This window comes from Streptomyces sp. NBC_00510 (genome assembly GCA_036013505.1).
In the GTDB taxonomy this organism is placed as follows: domain Bacteria; phylum Actinomycetota; class Actinomycetes; order Streptomycetales; family Streptomycetaceae; genus Actinacidiphila.
Map to the genome: position 1 here is coordinate 4,714,855 of CP107851.1, position 24,506 is coordinate 4,739,360.

At 72.5% G+C, this 24,506-nt stretch carries 30 protein-coding genes; 13 read left to right on the plus strand and 17 right to left on the minus strand.

Going from position 1 to position 24,506, the window contains the following annotated elements; genetic code table 11:
- Positions 1-181: 181 nt before the first annotated feature.
- Together phoU and OG937_21090 are read left to right on the plus strand one after the other, a co-directional pair.
- On the plus strand, positions 182-862 hold the full coding sequence (gene phoU, locus OG937_21085) for a phosphate signaling complex protein PhoU (protein WUD74004.1): 681 nt from the start codon (positions 182-184) through the stop codon (positions 860-862).
- Between the two features lie 167 nt (positions 863-1,029).
- The gene (locus OG937_21090; protein ID WUD74005.1) at positions 1,030-1,200 is read left to right on the plus strand and encodes a hypothetical protein; all 171 of its coding nucleotides are present in this window, start codon (positions 1,030-1,032) and stop codon (positions 1,198-1,200) included.
- Positions 1,201-1,289: 89 nt separating this feature from the next.
- Here the strand turns inward: OG937_21090 and OG937_21095 are convergent, their stop codons facing one another.
- A complete protein-coding gene (locus tag OG937_21095; GenBank protein ID WUD74006.1) occupies positions 1,290-1,769 on the minus strand; it encodes a VOC family protein in 480 nt (159 codons plus the stop codon).
- A 181-nt stretch (positions 1,770-1,950) separates the two neighbouring features.
- Between OG937_21095 and OG937_21100 the strand changes: the two genes are divergently transcribed.
- Complete coding sequence (locus tag OG937_21100; GenBank protein ID WUD74007.1) at positions 1,951-2,718, plus strand: CDP-alcohol phosphatidyltransferase family protein; 768 nt, start codon at positions 1,951-1,953, stop codon at positions 2,716-2,718.
- Here the strand turns inward: OG937_21100 and OG937_21105 are convergent.
- Together OG937_21105 and OG937_21110 are read right to left on the minus strand one after the other, a co-directional pair.
- A complete protein-coding gene (locus tag OG937_21105; GenBank protein ID WUD74008.1) occupies positions 2,666-3,376 on the minus strand; it encodes a class I SAM-dependent methyltransferase in 711 nt (236 codons plus the stop codon). The two genes, OG937_21100 and OG937_21105, sit on opposite strands and share 53 nt — an antisense overlap.
- A 19-nt stretch (positions 3,377-3,395) precedes the next feature.
- Positions 3,396-4,304: a hypothetical protein gene (locus OG937_21110; GenBank protein ID WUD74009.1), complete on the minus strand. Its 909-nt coding sequence runs from the start codon at positions 4,302-4,304 to the stop codon at positions 3,396-3,398.
- Positions 4,305-4,407: 103 nt separating this feature from the next.
- Here OG937_21110 and OG937_21115 point away from each other — a divergent pair, with 103 nt between their 5' ends.
- Entirely contained in the window at positions 4,408-4,611 is a 204-nt protein-coding gene (locus tag OG937_21115; GenBank protein ID WUD74010.1) for a hypothetical protein, read from the plus strand.
- Positions 4,612-4,637: 26 nt separating this feature from the next.
- Here the strand turns inward: OG937_21115 and OG937_21120 are convergent, their stop codons facing one another.
- From OG937_21120 to OG937_21130, 3 genes are all read right to left on the minus strand, one after another.
- On the minus strand, positions 4,638-4,973 hold the full coding sequence (locus OG937_21120; GenBank protein WUD74011.1) for a DUF6087 family protein: 336 nt from the start codon (positions 4,971-4,973) through the stop codon (positions 4,638-4,640).
- 74 nt (positions 4,974-5,047) lie between these two features.
- Positions 5,048-5,260 carry a hypothetical protein gene (locus OG937_21125; GenBank protein ID WUD74012.1) on the minus strand — a complete coding sequence of 71 codons (213 nt, stop codon included), beginning with the start codon at positions 5,258-5,260 and terminating at the stop codon, positions 5,048-5,050.
- 116 nt (positions 5,261-5,376) lie between these two features.
- Positions 5,377-6,138, minus strand: a complete 762-nt coding sequence (locus OG937_21130; protein ID WUD74013.1) for a phosphoglyceromutase — start codon at positions 6,136-6,138, stop codon at positions 5,377-5,379.
- Between the two features lie 115 nt (positions 6,139-6,253).
- Between OG937_21130 and OG937_21135 the strand changes: the two genes are divergently transcribed.
- Positions 6,254-7,555, plus strand: coding sequence for an MFS transporter (locus OG937_21135; GenBank protein WUD74014.1), 1,302 nt, complete (start codon positions 6,254-6,256; stop codon positions 7,553-7,555).
- Positions 7,556-7,686: 131 nt separating this feature from the next.
- On the opposite strand, the gene OG937_21140 is transcribed toward OG937_21135, so the two are convergent.
- Both OG937_21140 and mshA read right to left on the minus strand, forming a co-directional pair.
- The gene (locus OG937_21140) at positions 7,687-8,202 is read right to left on the minus strand and encodes a YbjN domain-containing protein (protein ID WUD74015.1); all 516 of its coding nucleotides are present in this window, start codon (positions 8,200-8,202) and stop codon (positions 7,687-7,689) included.
- Entirely contained in the window at positions 8,195-9,547 is a 1,353-nt protein-coding gene (gene mshA / locus OG937_21145) for a D-inositol-3-phosphate glycosyltransferase (protein ID WUD74016.1), read from the minus strand. The genes OG937_21140 and mshA overlap by 8 nt, the downstream gene beginning before the upstream one ends.
- Positions 9,548-9,701: 154 nt before the next feature.
- On the opposite strand from mshA, the gene OG937_21150 reads away from it, so the two are divergent.
- The 3 genes from OG937_21150 to OG937_21160 all read left to right on the plus strand — a co-directional run bounded on the left by OG937_21150 (position 9,702) and on the right by OG937_21160 (position 13,367).
- On the plus strand, positions 9,702-10,502 hold the full coding sequence (locus tag OG937_21150; protein ID WUD74017.1) for a class I SAM-dependent methyltransferase: 801 nt from the start codon (positions 9,702-9,704) through the stop codon (positions 10,500-10,502).
- Positions 10,503-10,776: 274 nt separating this feature from the next.
- Entirely contained in the window at positions 10,777-11,796 is a 1,020-nt protein-coding gene (locus OG937_21155) for a C40 family peptidase (protein ID WUD74018.1), read from the plus strand.
- Positions 11,797-12,098: 302 nt separating this feature from the next.
- Positions 12,099-13,367: a fused response regulator/phosphatase gene (locus OG937_21160; protein WUD74019.1), complete on the plus strand. Its 1,269-nt coding sequence runs from the start codon at positions 12,099-12,101 to the stop codon at positions 13,365-13,367.
- 41 nt (positions 13,368-13,408) lie between these two features.
- On the opposite strand, the gene OG937_21165 is transcribed toward OG937_21160, so the two are convergent.
- From OG937_21165 to OG937_21175, 3 genes are all read right to left on the minus strand, one after another.
- The gene (locus OG937_21165; protein ID WUD74020.1) at positions 13,409-13,741 is read right to left on the minus strand and encodes a DUF2516 family protein; all 333 of its coding nucleotides are present in this window, start codon (positions 13,739-13,741) and stop codon (positions 13,409-13,411) included.
- An 88-nt stretch (positions 13,742-13,829) separates the two neighbouring features.
- Positions 13,830-14,462: a hypothetical protein gene (locus OG937_21170; protein WUD74021.1), complete on the minus strand. Its 633-nt coding sequence runs from the start codon at positions 14,460-14,462 to the stop codon at positions 13,830-13,832.
- A gap of 76 nt (positions 14,463-14,538) precedes the next feature.
- Positions 14,539-15,033 (minus strand): helix-turn-helix domain-containing protein, encoded by a 495-nt coding sequence (locus tag OG937_21175; protein ID WUD74022.1) that lies wholly within the window; start codon positions 15,031-15,033, stop codon positions 14,539-14,541.
- 138 nt (positions 15,034-15,171) lie between these two features.
- Here OG937_21175 and OG937_21180 point away from each other — a divergent pair, with 138 nt between their 5' ends.
- The 4 genes from OG937_21180 (at position 15,172) to OG937_21195 (ending at position 18,230) form a co-directional block, all read left to right on the plus strand.
- Positions 15,172-15,630, plus strand: coding sequence for a bacteriocin immunity protein (locus tag OG937_21180; GenBank protein ID WUD74023.1), 459 nt, complete (start codon positions 15,172-15,174; stop codon positions 15,628-15,630).
- Positions 15,631-15,725: 95 nt separating this feature from the next.
- Entirely contained in the window at positions 15,726-16,805 is a 1,080-nt protein-coding gene (locus OG937_21185) for a MerR family transcriptional regulator (GenBank protein ID WUD74024.1), read from the plus strand.
- Between the two features lie 9 nt (positions 16,806-16,814).
- Positions 16,815-17,594, plus strand: coding sequence for a 2-phosphosulfolactate phosphatase (locus tag OG937_21190; protein ID WUD74025.1), 780 nt, complete (start codon positions 16,815-16,817; stop codon positions 17,592-17,594).
- An 87-nt stretch (positions 17,595-17,681) separates the two neighbouring features.
- On the plus strand, positions 17,682-18,230 hold the full coding sequence (locus OG937_21195) for a DinB family protein (GenBank protein ID WUD74026.1): 549 nt from the start codon (positions 17,682-17,684) through the stop codon (positions 18,228-18,230).
- Positions 18,231-18,234: 4 nt separating this feature from the next.
- Here OG937_21195 and OG937_21200 read toward each other — a convergent pair whose 3' ends face one another.
- The 3 genes from OG937_21200 to OG937_21210 form a co-directional block, all read right to left on the minus strand.
- Positions 18,235-19,062, minus strand: coding sequence for a MerR family transcriptional regulator (locus OG937_21200; protein WUD74027.1), 828 nt, complete (start codon positions 19,060-19,062; stop codon positions 18,235-18,237).
- Positions 19,063-19,172: 110 nt separating this feature from the next.
- Positions 19,173-20,201, minus strand: coding sequence for an aspartate-semialdehyde dehydrogenase (locus tag OG937_21205; GenBank protein ID WUD74028.1), 1,029 nt, complete (start codon positions 20,199-20,201; stop codon positions 19,173-19,175).
- Positions 20,198-21,070 (minus strand): dihydrodipicolinate synthase family protein, encoded by an 873-nt coding sequence (locus OG937_21210; protein ID WUD74029.1) that lies wholly within the window; start codon positions 21,068-21,070, stop codon positions 20,198-20,200. Before OG937_21210 ends, OG937_21205 begins: the two co-directional genes overlap by 4 nt.
- A 119-nt stretch (positions 21,071-21,189) precedes the next feature.
- Between OG937_21210 and OG937_21215 the strand changes: the two genes are divergently transcribed.
- On the plus strand, positions 21,190-21,615 hold the full coding sequence (locus OG937_21215) for a GNAT family N-acetyltransferase (GenBank protein ID WUD74030.1): 426 nt from the start codon (positions 21,190-21,192) through the stop codon (positions 21,613-21,615).
- A gap of 27 nt (positions 21,616-21,642) precedes the next feature.
- On the opposite strand, the gene OG937_21220 is transcribed toward OG937_21215, so the two are convergent.
- The 3 genes from OG937_21220 to OG937_21230 are packed head-to-tail and all read right to left on the minus strand — an operon-like array spanning position 21,643 to position 24,326.
- Positions 21,643-22,503 carry a winged helix-turn-helix domain-containing protein gene (locus OG937_21220; GenBank protein WUD74031.1) on the minus strand — a complete coding sequence of 287 codons (861 nt, stop codon included), beginning with the start codon at positions 22,501-22,503 and terminating at the stop codon, positions 21,643-21,645.
- 49 nt (positions 22,504-22,552) lie between these two features.
- Entirely contained in the window at positions 22,553-23,197 is a 645-nt protein-coding gene (locus OG937_21225; protein WUD74032.1) for an HAD family phosphatase, read from the minus strand.
- Positions 23,198-23,255: 58 nt separating this feature from the next.
- Positions 23,256-24,326: a phosphotransferase gene (locus tag OG937_21230; protein WUD74033.1), complete on the minus strand. Its 1,071-nt coding sequence runs from the start codon at positions 24,324-24,326 to the stop codon at positions 23,256-23,258.
- Positions 24,327-24,506: the final 180 nt, after the last annotated feature.

A 24,506-nucleotide genomic window follows, 5' to 3' on the forward strand; every position in this document is an offset into this window, starting at 1 on the left:
GTGACCCACAGCGGTCGGAGCGTCTTCTCGAACGCGCGTTGCCAAGAGTTCACCGTGGTGTCAGCACCGGTTCATTCCCGATGCTCGAGCGGTACGCGTGTGCGCGCGAGGTTGGGGAGCGTGTCAGCGTGGGAGGACAATCCTCTTTTCGAACGGCTGAAGCGGCAACGGAAGGATCGCGATGCGCGACGCATATCACGAGGAACTCGACTCGATCGGTGACGGCCTGGTCGACATGGCCCGGCTGGTCGGCTCCGCGATCGGGCGGGCCACCACGGCGCTGCTCGACGCGGACCTCAAGCTCGCGGAGAGCGTGATCGCCGCCGACGAGAAGGTGGACGACCTGCAGCGCGAGCTGGAGAACCGGGCCATCACCCTGCTCGCCCGCCAGCAGCCCGTCGCGACCGACCTGCGGATCGTCGTCACCAGCCTGCGCATGAGCGCGGACCTGGAGCGCTCCGGCGACCTCGCCCGCCATGTGGCGAAGCTCGCACGGCTGCGGTTCCCCAACACCGCCGTCCCGAGCGACCTGCACGCCACGATCCTGGAGATGGGCCAGCTGGCTCAGCGGCTGATGGCCAAGGCCGCCGAGGTGATCATCAGCAAGGACGTCGACGACGCCCTGCAGCTGGAGGCGGACGACGACCGCATGGACGAGCTGCACCGCACGCTCTTCCAGCACCTGCTCGACGACCGCTGGAAGCACGGCATCGAGACGGCCGTGGACGTCACCCTCGTCGGCCGTTACTACGAGCGCTTCGCCGACCACGCGGTCTCGGTCGCCAAGCGCGTCGTCTACCTCGTCACGGGCGAGCACGCGGACGAGCTGTCCCCGCCTCCCACCCCGATGCCGGCGGACTAGCAGCCGCAACAGCCGTACGGCGCGGCACGACGCGGCGCGCGGGGCGGGTGCGCCCCCGGGGCGGAACGCTTCCGCGCGCCGTTGATGCGCCGGTGGGGGATGTCGTTCACTGGTGGCAGGCATGCAGGCATGCAGGCAGCCGTCACCAACGGCATAGGAGGGTAACCATGCCCGAGTCCCCCACGTCGCCCACCGCCCGCGACCAGCCGTCCCCCGAGGGGACCCCGCAGTCCCCCGGCATCCGTGAGCTGCCGCTGCTCGGAGCGTGCGGCTGCGGTTCGGGCTGCGGATGCGGCTGCCAGTCCGGAGCGCCCTGCCGCTGCGGCGGCAGTTGCTGACTCCACCGAGTCCACGCCACCCGCGTTCCTCACGCTCGGGGGCCCGTCCGGTCGCTCCGGACGGGCCCCCGACGCCGTGTCCCCCCGGGTCACCCGCCGTCGTACGCGCGCCGCAGCGCGGCGAGGTCCATCTTCTTCATGGACAGCATCGCCTCCGTGGCCCGCCTGGCCTTCTCCGGGTCGGCGTCCCCGACCATCTCCAGCAGCACCTCGGGGAACACCTGCCAGGACACCCCGTACCGGTCCTTCAACCACCCGCAGGGGCCCTCCTCACCGCCGTCGGTGAGCTTCTCCCAGTAGTAGTCGACCTCGGCCTGGTCGGCGCAGCGGATCTGGAACGAGACCGCCTCGTTGAAGGTGAAGTGCGGACCGCCGTTCAGCGCCACGAACTTCTGCCCGTTGGCCGTGAACTCAACGGCCAGCACGGACCCCGCGGGGCCGGGCCCGGCCTCGTTGTAGCGGCCGATCGTGCCGATCGCGGAGTTCTTGAAGATCGAGACGTAGTGGTTCGCCGCCTCCTCGGCCTTCCCGTCGAACCACAGGCACGTGGTGAATCCGTCGGTGGTCATCGCTGCCTCCTCCTGGCGCATGGGCGCGTACGTCCTAAAGACGGTCCCGGCGCCGGAAACTCATCGGCGTACGGCCATGTGCCGGGTCGCCGTCCCGGGGCCCCCGACGGGCGTGGCGGAGGCGTCCCCTAACCTGTGCCGATCACCTCGGTGTGCGGTGATCAGTTGGGAGGAGATCGTCATGGTTGCTGCCCCGGCACTGGCGGAGCTGCGCGAGGTCTGCCAGCCGCAGGCGAAGCTGCGGAGCCGCAACGGCGAGCACTGGGCGGGCCGCCTCTACATGCGGCGCGTTTCGCTCCGCATGACCCGGCAACTGGTACGGACCCGTATCTCCCCCGACACGCTGACGTGGACGATGGTCGTGTGCGGTGTCGGCGCGGGCGCCGCCCTTCTCATCCCCGGGCTCACCGGGGCCGTGCTGGCCGCCGTGCTCTTCCAGCTCTTCCTGCTCTTCGACTGCGTGGACGGCGAGGTCGCCCGCTGGAAGGGGCAGAACAGCGCGACCGGCATCTACGTCGACCGTCTCGGCGCCTACCTGGCCGACGCGGCACTGCTGACCGGGGCCGGTTTCCGGGTGGCCCACGGCGGGTCCGCGTACTGGGCTTCGGTCGGCCTCGCGACGGCCCTGGGCATCGTGCTGCTGAAGGCGTCCACCGACCTCGTCGACGTCGCCCGCGCCCGCCGGGGCCTGTCCGTCGCCGACGACGAGGCGGCCAGGCCCCGTTCCGAGGGCGTCGCCACCGTCCGCCGGCTCGCCTCCGCCCTCAAGATCCACCGCCTCACCAACGGCATCGAGGCCTCCCTCGTCCTCCTCGCCGCGGCCGTCGCGGACACCCTGACCGGCAGTCCCGCCCCCACCGCTTGGACGCTCGCCGCGCTGGCGGTGATCACGTGGCTCATGGTGGTGGCCCACCTGGCATCGATCCTGTCGTCCTCGCGGCTGCGCTGACGCCGGGTTCGGCCGGCCGGGCCCTGGTCATCAGCAGGTGGCCCCTGCGGAAGCGCTCGTCCGTTCCGGGCTCCCGGAGCATGCGGCCGGTTTCGGTGAAGCCGGCGGCCGCCGCCAGGGCGGCGAGGTCGTCGATCGGCCACCGGTAGGCCGTCGTCACCTTGTGGTCGAACGCCTCGAGGGGGCCGCCGCCGGATTCGAAGAAGCCCAGCAGGAGATGGCCGCCCGGGGCCAGGGTCCGGCGGAACTCGTCGAAGTACGGGGGCAGTTCGCCCGGCGGCGTGTGGATGACGGAGTACCAGGACACGATGCCGTCCAGCTCGCCGTCGGCGACGTCGTCCAGGGCGTCCATCGAGCCCACGTCGAAGCGCAGTTCCGGATGCGCCTCGCGGGCGAGGCCGATCATCACCGGCGACAGGTCGACGCCGAAGGCCTCCAGCCCCAGGTCCCGCAGGTGCGCGGTGAGGTACCCCGGGCCGCAGCCGAGGTCGGCGACGGTCCTCCCGCCGACCGCCCGCACGGAGTCGGCGAAGGCCGCGATCATCGCGCGGTCCAGCGGGAGCGAGCCGAGCGAGTCGCGGAACAGTTCCGCGTAGAGGACGGCGACGGCGTCGTACGCGCCGGCCGTCGAGACGGGATGGGAGGAGGGGTCGGTCACGGGGCTCGACCCCGGACCCTCAGGAATCGGCAAACCAGGCACCGATCGACTCCCACTGGAAGGCGTCCCGCCAGGCGACCCCGCCCGCCGTCCAGCCCTGAAGGGCGGCGACGACCTTCTCCGCGGACGCCGTTCGCGTCCGGTAGTGCTCGGCGGGGGCGCGGTCGCGGTACTCGAGCTGGTACGTGCCGTCGGGGCGGTGCCACACCTGGGCGTAGCACTGCTGGTCCGCGGCGCACTCCATGACCAGGTGCCCGTCACGCGGGAGGTTCAGCACCGCCTTCTCCAGCTCGGCGCCGCGGGGGCTGCCGTCATCGGGGCGGTGACCGGGGTGCGCGAGGGGGTCGGTGTCCACGGGGTCTTCTCCTTCCGGTCGGACGGGTGGCAGTCCGCAGGCGTCGATCAGTTCGAAGAACAGGTCCTCCACGAACGGGTCCGCCCGTTTGGCGAGCACCTCGCGCAGCGTGTCACGGTCCGCGGTGAAACCGGCCTCGGCGGCCCAGCCGGCGATCTCCTCCGCGGTCCCCGGCACCTCCGCGAGCATCCAGCGGACGTTCCGCTCCTTCTCGCTCTCCCCCGGAGGCGCGTCGTCCACGGCCGGCGGCGACCCGGCGATCTCGTAGTCGGCGGCCATCTCCGGGTCGAGGAAGGCGGACCAGCCCGCCCCGGAGGGCGTGAGGCCGCGTACGAGGCAGACGTCGCTGTCGAAGACGCTCGCGATCAGGACGGGCGAACCGGTCGCGGCCACCAGCCCCTCCAGCCATCGGTCGTCGCCGTTGTCCGGAAGCGAACGGTCGAATTGCAGCGTCTGCCAACCCCCGGGACGCGGCAGGCACACGTTCAGGTCGTCGGCGGACTCCTCGAACCCGCGCGTCCGCTCCAACGGCGCGTCACTCCGCGCCAGTACGAAATCGCCGGTGTACCCCATGGCTCCCTCCCCGAAGGCTGCCGCCGATGCTAGCGGCGGCCACCGACACCGCTCGGCGCGGCCGCTCTACCCTGCTGCGGGGACAGCGACTTTCGGAGAGACCGTGACCGCACTGCCGGCGAGCGTGGACCGCGACATCCTCGATCACCGGATCATGTTCGCGGTGCGGACGATCCGGGAAACCCTGGGCTGCTCGATTCACGAAGCCATCGACGTGGTCGCCGTCCGGCACGAGGAACTGCGCCGGGAGCGCCCGGACGACTTCGGCTTCGGGCCCGAGGAGTTCGGCCGGGGCTTCTACTCCTGAGCGGCGGTGCGCGTGCCGAGGCCCGGCTATTCGTCCAGCAGTGCCCGCAGCCGTGCCTTCCGCCGGTCGGCGGCCGCAGCGGGAGGGGGCGGGACCGCGCGCTTCCCCCCGTCCGGGGGTCCGGCCTGCCGACCGCGCCGGGCCGCGTTCAGCAGGGCCCGGGCTTCCGCCAGGCCGGAGACCACGGCGACCGGTTGCCATGCGTAGCCGTCCCATTGCGAGATGAGACGTGGGGCGTCCGGATCCACGTGAGCGCCCCGCGGCGGCCCCGACGCAAGGGTGCCGGCACGAAGCCGGCCCTTCCTGCGTGCCTGCCGTTCCTCGCGGCGCTCCACCCATTGCTCCAGGGGCTCGTCGTCCATGCGCACAGCATGTCCCGGCAGGCCCCGGGACACCACAGCCGCGCGGAACCGAACCCCCCGGCGTTCGGCCTCCCCTAACCGCGCGGAGCGGGAACCTGCTTCCAGCCCTCGACGGACCGGGTCACGAAGAACACCCGGTAGACGTCGCGCGTCCACACGCTCGCGCCGTCCCCGTACTCGTGAAGCTCCTGGAACGCCTCTTCCTCGGAGTCGTAGCTGTACTTCCGCCCCTTCGCGTCCCGGATCATCCACTCTCTGCCGGGCAACCCTGCAAGCCCCATCGCCATGGTGACATCCCTCCCTCGATGTGACCGGGATCGTAGCCACATCCCGTCGGCCCCGGAGCAGCAACAAGCCCCCTCCCCGCGGAGAATCCGCAGGCAGGGGGCTTGATCGGTAAGGGCTACTTCTTCTTGCCCTGGTTCTTCACGGCCTCGATCGCCGCCGCGGCCGCCTCGGGGTCGAGGTAGCGGCCGCCCGGGGTGACGGGGCGGAAGTCGGCGTCGAGCTCGTAGGCGAGCGGGATGCCGGTGGGGATGTTCAGGCCCGCGATGTCGGCGTCGGAGATGCCGTCGAGGTGCTTGACGAGGGCGCGCAGGCTGTTGCCGTGGGCGGCGACCAGGACGGTGCGGCCGGTGAGGAGGTCGGGGACGATGCCGTCGTACCAGTACGGCAGCATGCGGTCGACGACGTCCTTCAGGCACTCGGTGCGCGGGCGCAGCTCCGGCGGGATGGAGGCGTAGCGCGGGTCGTCGCTCTGGGAGAACTCGCTGCCGTCCTCGATCGGCGGCGGCGGGGTGTCGTAGGAGCGGCGCCAGAGCATGAACTGCTCCTCGCCGAACTCGGCGAGGGTCTGCGCCTTGTCCTTGCCCTGGAGGGCGCCGTAGTGGCGCTCGTTGAGGCGCCAGCTGCGGTGGACGGGGATCCAGTGCCGGTCGGCGGCCTCGAGGGCCAGCTGCGCGGTGCGGATCGCGCGCTTCTGGAGGGAGGTGTGGACGACGTCGGGGAGGAGTCCGGCGTCCTTCAGCAGCTCGCCGCCCCGGACCGCCTCCTTCTCGCCCTTTTCGTTCAGGTTGACGTCAACCCAGCCAGTGAAGAGGTTCTTAGCGTTCCACTCGCTCTCGCCGTGGCGGAGGAGGATCAGCTTGTACGGAGCTTCAGCCATGGCAAGGAGTCTAAGAGAAAACCCTTTGGTGCCCTCCGGAGGGCGGATGTAAGCTGCGCGGGCCATCCTGGCCCATTACGCCTACGACGCCCCGACGCCGCGAGGAGCAGCCGCCGTGCCCGATGTCAGACGTGCCGTACGGGAGACCGTCTCGGGACTCCCCCGGACCTTCTGGTGGCTGTGGACCAGCACACTGGTCAACCGGCTCGGCGGCTTCGTCGTCACCTTCCTCGCGCTCTACCTGACCCTCGACCGGGGCTACTCCGCCACCTACGCCGGTCTCGTCGCGTCCCTGTACGGCCTCGGTGGCGCCGTCGGCGCGGTCGTCGGCGGGGTGCTGACCGACCGGCTGGGGCGGCGCTCGACGATGCTGCTGGCGCAGGTCGCGGCCGCGGCCGGCACGGCGACGCTGGCCTTCGTGGACGGGCAGGCGGAGATCGCGGGGGTGGCCACCGTGATCGGCGTGGCGAGCAGCGCCTCGCGGCCCGCGGTGCAGGCGATGATGGCGGACGTGGTGCCCGCCGCGGACCGGGTGCGGGCGTTCTCGCTCAACTACTGGGCGATCAACATCGGCTTCGCCGTCTCCTCGGCGGCGGCCGGCCTCATCGCCTCGCAGGGCTACCTCTGGCTCTTCCTCGGCGACGCGTTCATGACGGTGCTCTGCGCGTTGGTGATCTACGCCAAGGTGCCGGAGTCCATGCCGGGCCGGGAGCCCGCGAGCCCGGGGCGGTCCGCCGGGGCGTCCGGAGCGGCCGGGGACAGGAAGTCGCGGGTCGGCCTCGGGGTCGTCCTGCGCGACCAGCGCTTCATGTGGTTCGTCGCGCTGACGTTCCTGCTGGGCACGGTCACCCAGCAGGGTTCGACGACGCTCTCGGTCGACATGGGCCGCCAGGGCTTCTCCGCGAGCCAGTACGGCCTGATCATCGGGCTCAACGGCCTGCTGATCGTGCTCCTGCAGATCCCGCTCACCCGGCTCGTCGAGCAACGGAGCGTGGCGGCGCTGCTCACCGCCGGCACGCTGCTGATGGGCTGGGGCTTCGGGCTCACCGCCTTCGCCGGTTCGGTCCCCTTCTACGCGCTGACGGTGGCCGTGTGGACGATCGGCGAGATCCTGCACGCGCCGGCCTCGATGTCGCTGGTCGCCGACCTGGCGCCGGCCCACGCCCGGGGGCGCTACCAGGGCATGTACTCGCTCGCCTGGCCCGCGGCGTCCTTCGCCGGGCCGCTGCTGGGCGGCGTGGCGCTGGACCGGTGGGGCGGCGGCGTGGTGTGGGGTGCATGCGCGGTGGTCGGCACGGTCGCCGGCGCCGGCTACTGGCTGCTGCTGCGGGAGCGCGGGGTGCAGGCCGAGCCGGTGGAGGCGGTGCCGCCGGCCCCGGTACGGATACCGGAGCCGGAGCCGACGGCGGACTGCTAGCGCGGGAGTCGCAGGGCGCGCTGCGCCTCGTACAGCGCGAAGCGCGCCCCGTACGGCGGTCCCGCCGACGCGTCGCCGCCGTGGGAGCCGTCGTCGTCGAAGACCCTGGTGACGCTCAGGCGGCGGCGACGCTACTCGGCACGCTTGCCGGCCTTGCCGATCAGATGGGTGAACGCGTCGAGGTTGCGCGTGGACTCGCCGCGCGCGGTCCGCCATGCGTGCTCCTTGCGGATCGCGTCGGCGAAGCCCAGTTCCAGCAGCGTGTTGAAGCTGCCGTCCGCGTTCTCGAGGACGGCGCCCAGCAGCCGGTCGACCTCCTCGGGCGTCACCGCGACCAGCGGCAGCCGGCCGGAGAGGTAGACGTCGCCGAGCGCGTCGATGGCGTAGGCCACGCCGTACAGCCGGGTGTTGCGCTCCAGGAGCCAGCGGTAGAACGCCTCGTGGTTCTCGTCGGGGCGGCGCACGACGAAGGCGTTGACCGTCAGGGTGTGCCGTCCCACGGCCAGGGCGACGGTGGTGGACAGCTTGCGCGTGCCGGGGAGCTTGACGACGTACTCGCCCCCGGCGCCGGTCTCCCAGCCGAGTTCCGCGTCCTCCAGTGCCCGCTCGACCGCCGCGCGCGCCGCCGTCTGCTCCCGCTCACCCATGCGGCGATCGTAGGCGACGCCGCCGCTCGGCCATCGCACCCGCGTACACCTCGGCGGTCCTGGTGGCCGCCGCGTCCCAGCCGAAGCACCCCGCGTGCCGGGCGGCGGCCCCGCCCATGGCGGGCACCAGCTCCGGGTGCTCGACGAAGCGGCGCAGGGCGCGCGCGTAGTCGGCCGGGTCGTGGCCCGCGACGAGGAAGCCGGTCTCGCCGTCCTTCACGGCCACCGGCAGCCCGCCGACCGAGGCCGCCACCACCGGCGTGCCGCAGGCCTGCGCCTCGATGGCGACCAGCCCGAACGACTCGCTGTACGAGGGCATGACCAGCACGGACGCGGCCCGGTACCAGTCCGCGAGCCGGTCCTGGGCGACCGGCGGCTGGAAGCGCACGAGGTCGGAGATGCCGAGCCGGGCGGCGAGCTTCTGCAGGCGCTCGGGCTTGGCCAGGCCGCTGCCGCTCGGCCCGCCGACGACCGGGACGACGAGGCGGTCGCGCAGCGACGGGTCCTCCGCCAGCAGGATCGCCGCGGCGCGCAGCAGGATGTCCGGCGCCTTGAGGGGCTGTATCCGGCCGGCGAAGAGCGGGATCACCGCGTCCTGCGGCAGGCCGAGGCGCGCGCGGGCCCCGGCGCGGCCGCCGTGGGCGTCCGGCCGGAAGCGGTCCAGGTTCACCCCGGGGTGGACGACGGCGACCTTGCCGGGGTCGGCCTCGTAGTGCCGGATCAGCTCGTCCGACTCCTCGGCGGTGTTGGCGATCAGCCGGTCGGCGGCGTTGACGATCTGCGTCTCGCCGATGACCCGGGCCGTGGGCTCGGGGGTGTCGCCCTCGGCGAGCGCCGCGTTCTTGACCTTGGCCATGGTGTGCATGGCGTGGACGAGCGGGACGCCCCAGCGCTCGGCGGCGAGCCAGCCGACGTGGCCGGAGAGCCAGTAGTGCGAGTGCACCAGGTCGTAGTGGCCCTGCCGGTGGCTGGCCTCGGCGTGCATCACGCCGTGGGTGAAGGCGCACAGCTGCGCGGGAAGGTCCTCCTTGGCCAGGCCTTCGTACGGGCCGGCGTCCACGTGCCGCACCAGGACCCCGGGGGCCAGCTCGACCGTGGGCGGCAGGGCGGCCGTGGTGGCGCGGGTGAAGATCTCGACCTCCACGCCGGGGCCCTCCGCGAGCCGCTTGGCCAGCTCGACGATGTAGACGTTCATACCGCCCGCGTCCCCGGTGCCGGGCTGGTGGAGGGGCGAGGTGTGCACGCTGAGCATGGCCACGCGTCGCGGACGGCGTCCACCGACGCCATGGCGGCGCAACCGGCGATGGGCACCACCGGCCAGGACCTTCGCCACGTACTGGCTCACGTCGCGTCCTCCACTTCTCCGACGGGCGGCCGAGCGGAGGCCGCCCCTGAACGGTGACAACCAGTGGAAGGCCTAGATCCATTTCCGCTTTGCCAAAGCGTGACCGTCGACACGGCCCGGATCCGGCGCCTGCGGGCTCGCATAGGCTCGGCGCATGCGCGCGACACGGCCGGTCGGAGAGGTGACCCGGGGGACGACCAACCCCAACCGGCTGCGCCGCATGGACCGCTGGATCGCGGCGCAGCACGGACCCGCGCTGCGCCGCAGCGACGACCCGCTCGCCGTGGACCTGGGTTACGGCGCCGCTCCCTGGACGGCCCTGGAGCTGCTGGGAAGGCTGCGCACCGCGCGCCCCGACGCCGAGGTCGTCGGCATCGAGATCGACCCGGCCCGGGTGGCCGCCGCCCGGCCGTACGCCCGTGAGGGGCTCTCCTTCGCGCACGGCGGATTCGAAGTGCCCCTCCCGGACGGCCGCAGGCCGGCCCTGATCCGGGCGGCGAACGTGCTGCGGCAGTACGACGAGGAGCGCGTCGCCGAGGTGTGGACGCGCCTGCGGTCCCGGCTCGCGCCGGACGGGCTGCTGGTGGAGGGCACCTGCGACGAGATCGGGCGCCGCCACGTGTGGGTGGCGCTCGGCCCCGAGGGCCCGCGCACGGTGACCTTCGCCACCCGGCTCGGCTCGCTGGAGCGCCCCTCCGACCTGGCGGAACGGCTGCCCAAGGCGCTGATCCACCGCAATGTGCCGGGCGAGCCCGTGCACGCGTTCCTCACCGACTTCGACCGCGCGTGGGCGGCCGCCGCGCCCTTCGCCTCCCTGGGCGCCCGGCAGCGCTGGATCCGCACGGTGCGCAGCCTGGCGGGCCCGGGCGGCTGGCCCGTCACCGACACCCCGTCCCGCTGGCGCCAGGGCGAGGTGACCGTCCGCTGGGAGGCCCTGGCCCCGGCAGCGGACTGATCCCCGCGGCCGCGGCCGCCACGCCGCCCGGACGATGCGCGGGACCCGTGTCAGATCCGTACACGACGACGCAGGCGCCCCGCCGGACCGGCCCGATCCCGCCCGCCGTCGGCAGCCGTCGGCAGCCGTCCACAGCCACCGAACACGTGCCGGGCCGGGCCGACATGGCGCCGGAGGGCGATGCACCGGCCCACGGCTCTGGCCGATTCGCGTCTTCCGTGGCACCATCCACAGCCATGTGACGGACCGTCAGATACGCTGCGGAGGTGCCCGCATGAAGCGTACGGCCTGCCTGGCCTGTGCCGCGCTGCTGCTCCTCGCCGCCCCCGTGCCGGTCGCGCACGCCGATCCGCCCCGTACGCTCCAGGACGTACGGGCCGAGGTCGGCACCCTCTACCGGCAGGCCGAACGGGCCACCGACACCTACAACGCCGCGCACGAACGGGTCCTCGCCCAGCAGAAGGAGATCGTCGCGCTCGCCCGCGTCATCGACCGGGAGCAGATCCGGCTGCGCACCCTGACCGCCCAGGCAGGCGCGCTCGCCCGCGCCCAGTACCGCGGCGGCGGCATCGGCCCCGGGCTCGACCTGCTGCTCAGCGACGACCCGAACGCCTTCCTGGACGGGCTCACCCTCGCCGACCGGGGCGCCCAGGCCGCCGACACCACGATCGAGCAGCTGCGCACCACCACGGCGGAGCTGGGCGCCTACGCCCACTCCGCCACCGTCGCCTGGGAGCGCCTCATGGCCGACCAGAAGGAGGCGGCCGACGCCGAGCGGGAGGTCACCGCGCGTCTGACCCGGGCGAAGCGCCTGCTCGCCGGCCTGGAGGCCCGGGAGCGGGCACGGCTGGAACGGCTGGAGGACGAGGCCGCCTACCGTTCGCAGGTCGCCTGGCTGCGCACCGACGCCGCCACCCACCTGCGCCGCAACGCCGCGGGCGCCACACGGCAGGGCGCCGCCGCGGTCGCCTTCGCCGCGGCGCAGATCGGCAAGCCCTACGAATGGGGAGCGGACGGCCCCGCCGCGTACGACTGCTCCGCGCTGACCCGGGCCGCCTGGCGCGCCGCAGGGATCGGCATCCCGCGCACCTCGCAGGAGCAGTGGCGGCTCCTGCCGCACGTCCCCGTGGCGGCGATGCGCCCGGGCGACCTGGTCGTCTACTTCGACGACGCCAGCCATGTCGGCATCTACGTGGGCGACGGAGCCATCGTCCACGCGCCGCGCCCCGGGCGGCGGATCACGATGGCGGGGGCCGGGTCGATGCCCGTCCTCGGCGTCGTGCGCCCCGGATGACCGCACGCGGCCGTGCCGGGCGGCCGCCGCGCTGTGACCTGCGTCCTGTGACCCCGGCCGCGTGACCCGTACCACCCCGTGTCCGAGCAAACGTGACGTTGGTCATGCCCGCTTCGTCCCTCCGCGGCCGAAATCCGCAGCTCAGAACCGCATATGACACGGGCGGTTTACCAACAGGGCCTCCCCCGCCGCCGGGCGCTACCGCTATGGTCGCCCTTCAGTGTTCTCGGAGCTGAGCAACCGATCCGACCGATCCGACCGCTCCGGGACGTTGCCCTCGGGGGGAGGGAAGGAATTGTCCGATGTCGCCGATGTCCGCGACCGAGCGGCGCACCGACCAGTACGCCGCCGTGCCGGGGCCGCGCCAGGAAACCACCCTGGCCGACGGCCGGACCTCCCCTGCCCTGACCCTGCTCGTCATCGGTGAGGACCCGGTCGGTGCCTTCACCGTCCCCGACCTGCTGGACGTCTCCGGCACCCGGGTCCGCATCCGCCGCGCCCGCAACCTGACCGAGGCCGAGCGGCTGCTCAGGGACGACGTCAACTGCATCCTGCTGGAGCTGTCCGCCCCCGCCGCGGAGGGCGTCTCCGACGGGCTGGACAGCCTGCGGCAGCTGCTGCGGCTCGCCCCGCGCACCGCCGTGCTGGTGCTGACCGCCGGCACGGACACCGACGCCGAGCGCGCCGCCGAGGCCGTCCGCGTCGGCGCCCAGGACCATCTGACCCCGGCCGACCTGGACCCGTCCCACCTGACCCGAGCCATCCGTTACGCCGTGGAGCACAAGCGCGCCGACGTCGCGCAGCGCCAGCTGACCGAGACCCGGCTGCTCGCCCAGGAGAACTCGCGGCTGGAACGCGGGCTGCTCCCCACGCCGCTGCTCCACGACGCCGACCTGCGCTTCGCCGCCCGCTACCGGCCCGGCCGCAGCCGGGCCCTGCTCGGCGGCGACTTCTACGACACCGTCCGCACCCCGGACGGCACCGTGCACGCGATGATCGGCGACGTCTGCGGCCACGGCCCGGACGAGGCCGCCCTCGGCGTCGAGCTGCGCATCGCCTGGCGCGCGCTGACGCTGGCCGGACTGTGCGGGGCCGCCCTGCTGGGCACCCTGCAGGAGGTCCTGGAGCACGAGCGGTCCGACGACGAGATCTTCGCGACCCTCTGCCAGGTCGACATCAGCCCGGACGGCCGCGCCGCCGACCTCTGGCTGGCCGGTCACCCGGCGCCGCTGGTGTCGCTGTCCGGGATGGCACCGCAGCTGCTGCCGTACGAGCACGGCGGTCCGGCGCTCGGGCTGCTGCCCCAGAGGGACTGCTGGGAGGGCGCGCGCTTCGAGCTGGGCGAGGCGTGGAGCCTGATGCTCTACACCGACGGGCTCATCGAGGGCCGGATCGGCCTGGGCGCGCAGCGGCTGGGCCAGGACGGCATGGTCGAGCTGGTCGGGCGGCAGCTGTCCGCCGGACTCGCCGGCGAGGAGCTGCTGGACGCGGCCATGACGGAGGTACGGGAGCTCAACGGCGGGGAGCTGACGGACGACGTCGCCCTCATGCTCCTGGAGTCGGGCGCCTGATCCGCGGGCCCGGCCGGTCCGCCGGCCGGGGGGACTCCGCCTCAGCGGTTGAAAGGGCCGTACGGGCCGTCGCTGCTGCTGCCGCCGCCGCGCCGCCGCGGACCGGACACCTGCTTGAGGGCGGGACGCACGTCCACCGTGTAGACGATCACCGCGATCAGGCCGATGACCGGCAGGAACGACATGATCGGCAGGATCGCGATCAGCGCCGCCGCCACGGCGAGGATGATCAGCCAGAAGGCCTTGGTCTTCTTGTCCGCCGCCCGGTAGGCGTCCTCACGCCGGATGGCCGCGTCGACCAGCGCGAACAGCGCGAAGACCAGCAGGGCGATGGAGATCCAGCCCATGAAGTCGTAGAAGCCCTGCACCAGCATTGCCGTCCACCTCCGTCATCGGCTCCCACCGTACCGGCACAACGAGCCGGGCACGCCGCGCGTGCCCGGCCCGTGATGTTCCGGCCGCTCAGGAAGCGGGCTTGCCCGGCGTCGCGGGCTTCTTGGCCACGGGGGCCTTCTTGACCGGGGCCTTCTTCGCCTGGCTGTCCTGCACCGGGGCCGGGGCGGGGGCGGGGGCGGGGGCCGGGGAAGGAGCCGGGGCGGGCTTGATGTCCGCGACCGGCGCCTGACGCGCGGCCGGGACGGGCTCGGGCTCGATCGCGACCGCGATGTCCTCGACCTGGTCGGCGGCCTCGCCGCGCCAGGTCGCGACCGCGTCCTTGCCGCGCTCGGCCAGGCCGTCGTAGGCCTCCTTGGCGCGGACCGCGTACTCGGCGGCACGGCCCACCTGCTGCAGCGCGAAGTCCTGCGCGGAGTCACGCAGCTTGCGCAGGTCGCCGTCGATGGTGCCCAGGAGCTCGTTGACCTTGGCCTGCGCCTTGGTCTGGGCGTCCTTGGCCTGCGCGGTCACCTTCTCCTGCACGGCCTTGGGGTCGGTGCCGCGGATCTTCTCGATCCGCTCGGGGGCCTCGGCGCGGATCTTCTCGATCAGCGGCGGGACCTCCTTGAGCTTCTCGGCCGCGAGGTCCGCGGTCCCGGCCAGCGCGTACAGCGGGGTCGGGTCCTTGAGGGTCTTGACGATGTCTTCGGTGATCGCCATGAGGGTTTCTCCCGTTTGAGGATGGTGGCGTGTACGTCTGTTCAGTCGCCCGTTCCGCGCGACCGGGCGCAGCCGGTCACCCGGCGGCCGCGGCGTCGTCGCCGCTGCCCGGTCCGGCCGGTCCGGACGCGTTCGGCTTCAGCACGGCGACAGCCTTCTTCGCCGCCTTCTTCGCCACGTGCTCGCGCGGCGCGGCGGGCTGCTCGTCAAGAGCTTCCTCCACTGCGGCGTTCTCCTTGCGGAACGACTCGTAGATCTGCAGGAGGACTTGCTTCTGCTTCTCGTTGATCGCCGTGTCGGCCAGGATGGCGGTCCGCACCTCCATCCCTTCGCCCTGGTCCCGCTCGTCGAGGATCCCCGCCTGCACGTACAGGGTCTCGGCGGAGATGCGCAGCGCCCTGGCGAGCTGCTGCAGGATCTCGGCACTGGGCTTGCGCAGCCCGCGCTCGATCTGGCTGAGGTAGGGGTTGGACACCCCCGCGGCGTCGGCGAGCTGACGCAGGGACAGCTGCGCGTTGCGGCGCTGCTCCCGCAGGTACTCGCCGAGGGTGCCGACGTTCAGTGAAGCCATGCCTCCGAGGATGCCGCGCGGTGCTAACTTTTGCAAGCAAGGTGCTTGCAAAAGTCTCGTTAAGGGGATGTGACATCCCCCGCACGGCCCAGCCGGCCGCCCCGGCCCGCTGTCGGCCCCGGCGCGCATAATGCCGCCGTGGACCTGCGCACCGAACTGCTCCCGCCGCCCGTCAGCCCGGAACGACTGGCGGAGGTCGCCCGTGAGATCGAGCGCATCGCGGACCTCGCCGGGTCCGGCGAACCGGCGGAGAAAGCCGTGGCAGCCTTCAACGAGCGCACGGGCCACGCCTACCTGCCGTCCGACTTCGCCTGGTACGACGCGTCGCGCGGCCTGGAGGAGTTCGCCCGGGAGGCCGCCCGGCCCGCCCGGCCGCGGGTGGCGGACATCACGCGCGAGGAACTCGTCGAGATCGTCCGCCGTGTCGATGCCGACCCGGCCGGCGAGGACACCGACCACTACCTGTTGCTCTTCGACTGCAACACCCCGCACCCCCGGGCCTGCGACCTGCTCTTCCACCCGCCGGCCGGCCTCGAGGACGCCCCGCCCGGGCGGATCGTCGACGCCGCGCTCGCCTACCGGCCGATCGCCCTGTGAACCGGGCGCGGGTGGCCGGTTGACCCTGACCCTGGGGCAGGCCACAGCATCGAAGCGGCCGGGCGGCGTGCCCGGCCCGAGGGAGGGAGCCCGCCATGGACTCGCTGACGATCGGGGCGTTCGCGAAGGCGTCCCGGCTGTCGCCGAAGGCGCTGCGGCTGTACGACCAGCTGGGGCTGCTGACGCCCGCGCGGGTCGATCCGCTGACCGGCTACCGCCACTACGCGCCCGCCCAGCTGGAGCGCGCCCGGCTCGTGGCGTGGCTGCGGCGCCTGGGTATGCCGCTGGCCCGCATACGTGAGGTGTGCGCGCTGGACGCGCCCGCCGCCGCACGGGAGATCCGGGCGTACTGGGCGCAGGTCGAGGCAGCGCACGGCGCGCGGCGGGACCTGGCCGCCTTCCTCGTCGATCACCTGTCCCGGAAGGACTCCGTTGTGAACGACGCGAACGACGCGAACCACTCCCTGGAACTGCGCTACGCCGCTCTTTCCGACGCCGGCCTGGTCCGGCCCGGCAACCAGGACACCGCCTACGCCGGCGCCCGGCTGCTGGCGGTGGCCGACGGCTTCGGAGGCGAGGGGGCGCCGGCGGGCGCCGCCGCCGTCGACGCGCTGAAGGAGCTCGACGCCGGTGCCGCCCCCGGCGGTCTGCTGGACCTGCTGCAGGACGCCCTGGACCGGGCCGACGAGACCGTGCGCGGCTTCGCGGACTCGGGCACCACGCTCACCGCGCTGCTGTGGTCCGGGGAGCGGCTGGCCCTCGTCCACATCGGGGACTCACGGGCGTACCTGCTGCGCGACGGCGAGCTGTTCCGGATCACGCACGACCACACGATGGTGCAGTCGATGGTGGACGAGGGCCGGCTGACCGAGGCCGAGGCCGCCTCGCACCCCCAGCGGTCGCTGCTCGTACGGGCCTTGGGTTCCGGCACCCGTCCCGCCGGACGCCTGCCCGACCTGCGGCTGCACGACCCGCGTCCCGGCGACCGCTACCTGCTGTGCACGGACGGCCTGTCCACCGTCGTCCCGGACGACGAGCTGCGCCGGGTACTCGCCTCCGGCGCCGGACCCGGGGAGACGGTGCGCACGCTGGTCGGGCTGGCCAACGCCGCCGGCGGTCCGGACAACGTCAGTTGCGCGGTCGCCGATGTACAGGAGAGGTCCGCGGCGGCATAGTCCTCGCCCATGAGCGAGGAATGGTTTCTGCAGACACGCCACGGGGTGCGGTTCGAGTGGGGACCGGAAGGCGCCCGGCGGATCGGGGCGCACGTGGCGTGCCTGGTCGTCGTCGACGTCCTGTCCTTCACCACCGCGGTGACGGTGGCCGTCGAGGCTGGCACCGCGGTGCACCCGTACGCCTGGCGCGACGCGACGGCGGCCGCGTACGCGCGGCGGGTCGGGGCGCGGCTGGCCGTGGGGCGGCGGGAGGTCAGCGAACGCTCGCCGTGGTCGCTGTCCCCCGCCGCCCTGCGCCGTGCGCCGTACACCCCGCGGCTGGTGCTGCCCTCGCCCAACGGATCGACGATCGCCGCGGCGGCCGGGGAGGCGGCGACCGTCGTCGCCGCCTGCCTGCGCAACGCGACCGCCGTCGGCGCGTGGCTCGCCCGGCACGGCTACGGCGTCCGGGACCGCCCCGTCGCGGTGATCGCCGCGGGCGAGCGCTGGCCCGACGGGACCCTGCGGCCCGCGCTGGAGGACCTGCTCGGCGCCGGTGCGGTCGTCGCCGCGCTGCGGGGGCAGGCCCCCGCCGTGACGCTCTCCCCCGAGGCGCGCGCCGCGGCGGCCGCCTTCACCGGGGCGCCCGACCCCGCCGGCACCGTCGCGGCCTGCGCCTCCGGGCGCGAACTCAGCGGCGGCGGTTTCCCCGAGGACGTCGCGATCGCCACCGAGTTCGACGCCGCCTCCGTCGTCCCGGTCCTCTCCGAGGGAGCCTTCTCCTCGCGGCCCATCGCGGACCGGAACTGACCGCATGGGTGCGTAACGTCGAAGACATCGAAGGACGCCGGAACACCGGCGCCCACGACCGAGGCCCATGGCCAAAGGGAGCGCGCGATGCCGACGGTGGTACGGAACGAGACGGGCGAGCGGGACGCGCTGCTGGCGTACCTGGAGGCGCAGCGCGGCGGGATGCGCCGCGCGGTGCTCGGGCTCACCGACGAGCAGGCCTCCTCGCGGCCGAGCGTCAGCGAGATGAGCCTCGCCGGGCTGGTCAAGCACGTCGCCAGGACCGAGGAGTCCTGGGTGCAGGGCCTGCTGCTGGGCCACGAGGACAAGAAGGGCACCGAGGCGGACTACCTCGACGGCTTCCGGCTGCTGGAGGGCGAGACCCTCGCCGGCTGGCTGGAGGAGTACGCGCGGATCGGCCGGGAGACCGAGGAGGCCGTCCTGGCGCTGCCCGACCTGGACGTCGTGGTGCCGCTGCCGGACGCGCCCTGGAACCCGCCGGGCATGAAGGTCAGCGCCCGCTGGATCCTGCTCCACCTGATCGAGGAGACCGCCCGGCACGCCGGGCACGCGGACGTCATCCGCGAGTCCCTGGACGGCCGGACGGCCTTCGAGCTGGTCGCCGAGGCGGCTCAGCAGGGGAAGCCGATGGGCTGACCGGTCACGCCCCGGTGGCCACCGGTTCCTGCAGCTCCGTCACCCATGTGTCGGGATGCCCCTCGCACTCCAGGTACAGCTCCCGGGGGTAGCCGAGGGACCGGTGGCCCTGGGCGTCGATCCCCCGCGCCAGGGCCTGGGCGCTGCGCAGGACGTCGTCCATGGAGCCGCGGTGCACGATCGTCGCCGCGCTCTCCAGCTCCGGCAGGTCGACGACCGCGAAGTCGTACCCGCCGTCCGGCTCGGCCGCGACCTGCAGCCCGGCGTGGACGAGGATCGCGCCCTCCCCCTCCGGGGCGTCCTCGTAGTACGCGATCCCCGGCCCGACGGGCCGCACGCCCGCCGCGTCCAGCCGCCGGCACAGCTCGTCGTACAGCGGCTGGATGACGGGCCCGATCTGCGCCGGCTCGAAACCCGCCGCGGTCGCCGTCAGCTCCGCGAGCCGCACCGCGGGCACCCTCTTGATCACCACGTCGTCGGTGGACATCCGTCCCTCGCTCTCGATCGTCCGGAGCCTCGCCTCGACGCCCGCCAGCCGGGCCGCGTCCGCGGCCATCGCCGCCGCGAGCTCGGCGCGGCGCAGCCGCAGCATGCCGCGCAACTGCTCCGCGCTCACCTCCTCGTCGAGGATCGACCGCACCTGTTCGAGCGTGAAGCCGAGGTCCTTGAGGGCGATGATGCGGTTGAGCCGGGCGAGCTGCCCGGCGGCGTAGCTGCGGTAGCCGGTGGCGGGGTCGACACGGTCGGGGCGCAGCAGTCCGACGGCGTCGTAGTGACGCAGCATGCGGACCGACACGCGGCCGTGCCTGGCGAAGTCTCCGATTCCGAACATGACGTCTCCGAGTCCAGCGCCTCACACGGTGTGAGGGTCAAGCGGGACGGCGGATGCCCCGGCGCGCGGTCGGCGCCGGGGCATCTCGGGGGATCCGGGGGCGAGCGGGGTCAGCCGCGCAGCTCGGCGGCGACCAGCTCCGCGATCTGGACGGCGTTGAGCGCGGCGCCCTTGCGAAGGTTGTCGTTGGAGAGGAAGAGCGCGAGGCCGTGCTCGACGGTCTCGTCCACCCGGATCCGGCCGACGTAGGAGGGGTCCTTGCCCGCGGCCTGCTGCGGGGTGGGGATCTCCGACAGCTCCACGCCCGGGGCCGCGCTCAGCAGCTCGTACGCGCGCGCCACACTGACCGGACGCTCGAAACGTGCGTTGACCTGCAGCGAGTGCCCGGAGAACACGGGCACGCGGACGCAGGTGCCGGACACCTTCAGCTCCGGGATGTCCAGGATCTTGCGGGACTCGTTGCGGAGCTTCTGCTCCTCGTCGGTCTCGAAGCGGCCGTCGTCGACGATCTTGCCGGCCAGCGGGACGACGTTGAACGCGATGGGCCGCTGGTAGACCGCGGGCTCGGGGAACTCCACGGCCTCGCCGTCGAAGGTCAGCTCGGTCGCCCGGTCGGCGACCTTGCGCACCTGGCCGTCGAGCTCGGCGACACCGGCCAGACCGGAGCCGGAGACCGCCTGGTAGGTGGTGGCGACCAGCGCGGTCAGCCCCGCCTCCTCGTGCAGCGGGCGCAGCACGGGCATGGCGGCCATGGTGGTGCAGTTCGGGTTGGCGATGATGCCCTTGGGCCGGTCGGCGATCGCCTGCGGGTTGACCTCGGCGACGACCAGCGGGACCTCGGGGTCCATCCGCCAGGCGGAGGAGTTGTCGATCACGACCGCGCCCGCGGCGGCGACCTTGGGGGCCAGCTCCCTGGAGGTGGCGCCGCCCGCGGAGAACAGCACGATGTCGAGACCCGAGTAGTCCGCGGTGGCCGCGTCCTCGACCGTGACCTCGCCGTCCTTCCACGGCACGGCACGTCCCGCCGAACGGGCCGACGCGAACAGCCGCAGCCGCTCCACCGGGAAGTCGCGCTCGGCCAGCACCTTGCGCATGACACCGCCGACCTGGCCGGTGGCTCCGACGATTCCGATCCTCATCCGGTCTCTCCGATCAGTGCGTACGTACGGTCCCGAGTATCCCCCGATGCGGCGAGTGCCCGGAGTGCCGTCTCGAGCGACGGTCGCCCGGCGGGCAGCAGCGGCAGCCGCACGTCGGGGGTCGGGATGCGTCCCTGGGCGTGCAGCACCGCCTTGATCACCGTGGGGTTCGGCTCGGCGAAGCAGGCGGCGGCGAGCCTCGCGAGCGCATGCCCGCGCTCCGCGTCGTGGAAACGGGCCTCCTCCACCCACCGCTCGGTGGCCAGGTGCGCGGACGCGGCGATCGCCCCCTGCGCGCCCAGGGCGAGCAGCGCCGGGGCGAAGACGTCGTCCCCGGCGTACAGCGGCACCTCCCCCACCAGCAGCACGGTGTCCTGGTCGATGCCGCCGACGGCGTGCTTGAAGCCCGCGACCCCGTCGATCGCCGCGATCGCGCGCACCGTGTCCGCGGTGAGGGCGAGCCCGGTGCGGTAGGGGATGTTGTAGACGACCAGCGGCACCGCCGACGCCCGCGCCAGGGCCTCGAAGTGCGCGACGACCCCGTCCTGCGAGGGCCTGACGTACGACGGCACGGACACCAGCGCGGCGTCCGCGTCCAGCTCCGCGAGCTCCGCCGCGGCCCTGCGCGTGTCCGGCCCCCCGGCGCCCACGGTGTACCGCAGCCCCCGCTCGCGGCACACCCGCCCCACGGTCTCCCGGACGACCGCCTTCTCGGCCTCGTCCAGCATCGCCGCCTCGGCGGTCGTCCCCAGCGCCACCAGCCCGGCGATACCCCCGTCGGCCACCTCGTGCGCCAGCCGCTCCAACGCGCCGGCGTCCACGCGGCCGGCCTCGTCGAAGGGCGTGATGAGCGGTACGTGAATACCCATGCCATCGAGCGTGGGCCCACGGCACCCTCAAGGTCCAGTTAATAGTCCTTCATCGCACCGGTAAGCAGTGCTGCACGAACCGCGCCGCGCAACCGTGGACGCTCCGCTAACCTCCGCCCATGACCATCGCCGAAGACCGGTACGAGATCTCCGCCGACCCCGCCCGCGTGGACGCCGCCCTGGTCCACCACTGGCTCTCCACCGACGCCTACTGGGCCCTCGGCCGCCCCCGCGCCGTCCAGGACGCCGCGATCGCCGCCTCCCTCAACTTCGGCGCGTACGACAAGGAGACCGGCACCCAGGTCGCCTGCGCCCGCGTCGTCACCGACCACGCCACCTTCGCCTGGCTCTGCGACGTCTACGTCACCCCCTCCGCCCGCGGCCACGGCCTCGCCACCGCCCTGGCGACCGCTGCCCGCGACCACCTGGAGGGCCTGGGCGTGCGGCGCGTGCTCCTCGCGACGCACGACGCGCACGGGGTGTACGCGAAGGTGGGGTTCGAGCCGCTGGAGGTGCCGGGGCACTGGATGTCACTGGTGATGTGAGGCCCGCGCTCTGATCGGCGGTGACCATCAGACGGGCTTGGCGAGCCTCGTCCACAGGGAGTCGAACCACTCTTGAGAGAGCTCCACGCGTTCCCTCGGCTGTGGATAGAGCTTGGCCCCGACGCCCAGGACGTCATGGATCTTGATGGTCGCATCGTCGACGTTGATGACGTTGTCGGTGACGACGTACATGGCGTCGAGGGCCAGGTCTCCATTGATCAGATAGAGCTTGTGCAGAGGTGTGACCGGAACCAGGCGCACTTCGACCTTCACCTCGGGTACGGCGCCCTGACCGGCCAGGTTCTCCAGGTTCCTCAGGGCCCGGATATGAGCCACGGACAGACTGTCGAGCCGCTCCATGGGGCGCTCGTCATCGGGGTCCTCGACGTTGCGCGGAACGGCAAGTCGTATGTCGGTGCGCGGCAGCAGCAAACGAAGGTTGATCGAGGACGGCCGGATCTCCCCGCGGATGATCCGTTTGACCTGCTGCACGATGGCCGCGTTGAGTGACTCCGCAGTCAGGCAGTACGCGTCGATCGTAACGTGCTCCGCCTCGAACGCCTCCGCGATGGCGTCGTCCAACTCGATGCCGCTGGCTCTCGCGGTGTCCGCGGCAGTCCCGTTGGCGTGGGCTGCGACGGCGGACTTACGCCAGTCACGGGCGAAGACCCCCCGGCCCTGGGCCGACTCCACGTAACCTTTGCCCTCAAGCGCCTTGATCGCCTTCTGGACAGTGGCGCGGGAGACATCGAAGCGATCCACCAGCTCAGCATGTGTGGGAAGTTGTGCGCCCGCCGCGATGTCACCACCCTCGATCTCGTGACGCAACGCATCGGCCACACGCTCGTACTCGCGCCTGGGCCCGCCGGCTGTGCGATCGCTTGACATGTCCCCGAGCGTACAACTTGACGCCTTATCAGGGTAATTGGTCCCTCACCTACACCGGCACTGCTACCACTGACAGATGTTCCAAGGACGCCACGACATGCCTTGCTCCGGCCTGGCGAAGACTCAACGCCTTACGCTCGTCACGGGCGAAGCCGAGGAACGCCACACCCGCGCTCTCAGCGGCCAGGAGGTCGCTGGGGGAATCCCCAATCATCAAGCAGCTCTCGGGCGGTTCTCCCGTGCAGGCCATGGCACGCGTCAGGCAGTGTGGATCCGGCTTCAAGAGGCCGAGGTCCGCCGCCCGCCCGTAGACATGAGCGCCGAAGTACCGCGACAGCCCGCGTCGGTGCAGATAGGCGGTTGCCGCCGCAGCGGAGTTGTTGGTGGTGATGGCGACCTTCCGGCCGCTCTCCGCAAGGGAATGCACCAGACGGCGGGCATGCGGTGTCGGTAGAGCGGTCGCCGCAGCCAGGACCTCCTCTTGGGCCAGGAGCCCCTCCAGTTCCGACGTAAGACGACCGGACGCATCGCGTTTCGCGGTGATCTGCAGCACGCGCAGGGGATCGCTGACACCGTTCAGCTCCTCCGGCTGAAGATCCAGGTCCACTGTTCGGGCTCGAAGAGCCTCAGCGATGCGGGCAGCCGGGCGGCGGGCGAAAAGGTCCGCGAGGGGACCGTCGAAGTCGAAGAGCACGCAGCTCGCGCGCCCCAGTAGCGCCGACGCGTCGTCGACGGCCTCCGGGGCCGTGGCGCTAGAAGGCATGGGCCTGGCTGCGGGCCCGCCTCTCCACGAAACCCCACCTCCGGCGTCGCTCGGGGTAACGCCGGGCATGCCACTCGTTCAGCGCGGTCTCGACCTCGTGCTCCCCGGGGACGGATGCGAGTCCGAAGGGAACCTCGGCTCGCTGCAGCGCCCGCAGGACCAGGCTGACGGAGGGACCGAGCAGCGGACTCCCGGGAACGTCCCCGAGTCTGAAGGCGGCCCGTACCACATCGGCGTAGACGGACTGGGCGTACTCGAAGTCGACGTAAGCCTGCAGGTCCGTCGCCATTCCGGCGGTCATCGCCGAATGGCCGCGCAGGTTGAGGGTCCTCTCCCACTCCCGTTTCATCCGCTCGCGCTCGCGGTCGGTGTACTCCATCCGGACCAGATGAGTCGCAAGATCATGAAGAGGGTCGCCGAACGTGGCGAGCTCCCAGTCGAGGATGAAGAGGCTGCCGTTCTTGAGCAGCACGATGTTGTCGCGGTGGAGATCGGTGTGCAGCAACGAGTAGGGCCGCGGGTAGAGCGCTCCGATCCGCTGCCGCACCCCTTCCCGAAAACGCTCTAGTGCGTCCACCGGCACACCGAGGGCGTCGAAGAGGCGGCCGTACACGGGACGGTGGTCCTGGTGCACCCGCTCCGCGTACTCGACCAGGAGGTCCAGGAACCCGTCGCTGTCCTCGTCTCCCGGCCATCGCGCGGGCAGCTTCGGCAACTGATCGCGCCGGACCGTCGCCGCATAGGCGAAGACCTCCGCGATGTCCCGCAGGCGCTTCTCCCGGATGGGAGCGCCGGAGGGTGCCTCTTGGGACAGCGCCTCCCCGTCCACGAATCGGTGCAGGGACGCCCGCCCGAAGGTGACCAGGCACTGCGGGATACCGAAGTTCGGCCGGAGCTGCTGGCCTGCGACGGCCTCGTTCAGCGCTGCCAGGACCTCGGCCTCGTCCGGCCACGTGCGCATGACGACCTTGGGCGTCGCGAGCGGCACCCGCAGCTTGATGCGCGCGGCCTCGTCCAGCGTCACTTGGGCCAACCAGGCGAGTCGCTTGTCCAGCGTCACGACTTCATTGGAATTGTGATGACCCGTCAGGATCAGGGTCCCCCCGTCACGTTTCCGACGGTTGTAGTGCCAGCGCACAAGAGGCTCGTGCAGCCGACTGCGCACGATGTGGCGCGAGGGCGCTGTGCCGGCACCCCGGGCACTCGTAGGCGCAGCCATCGTCATAAGTTGCACCGACCG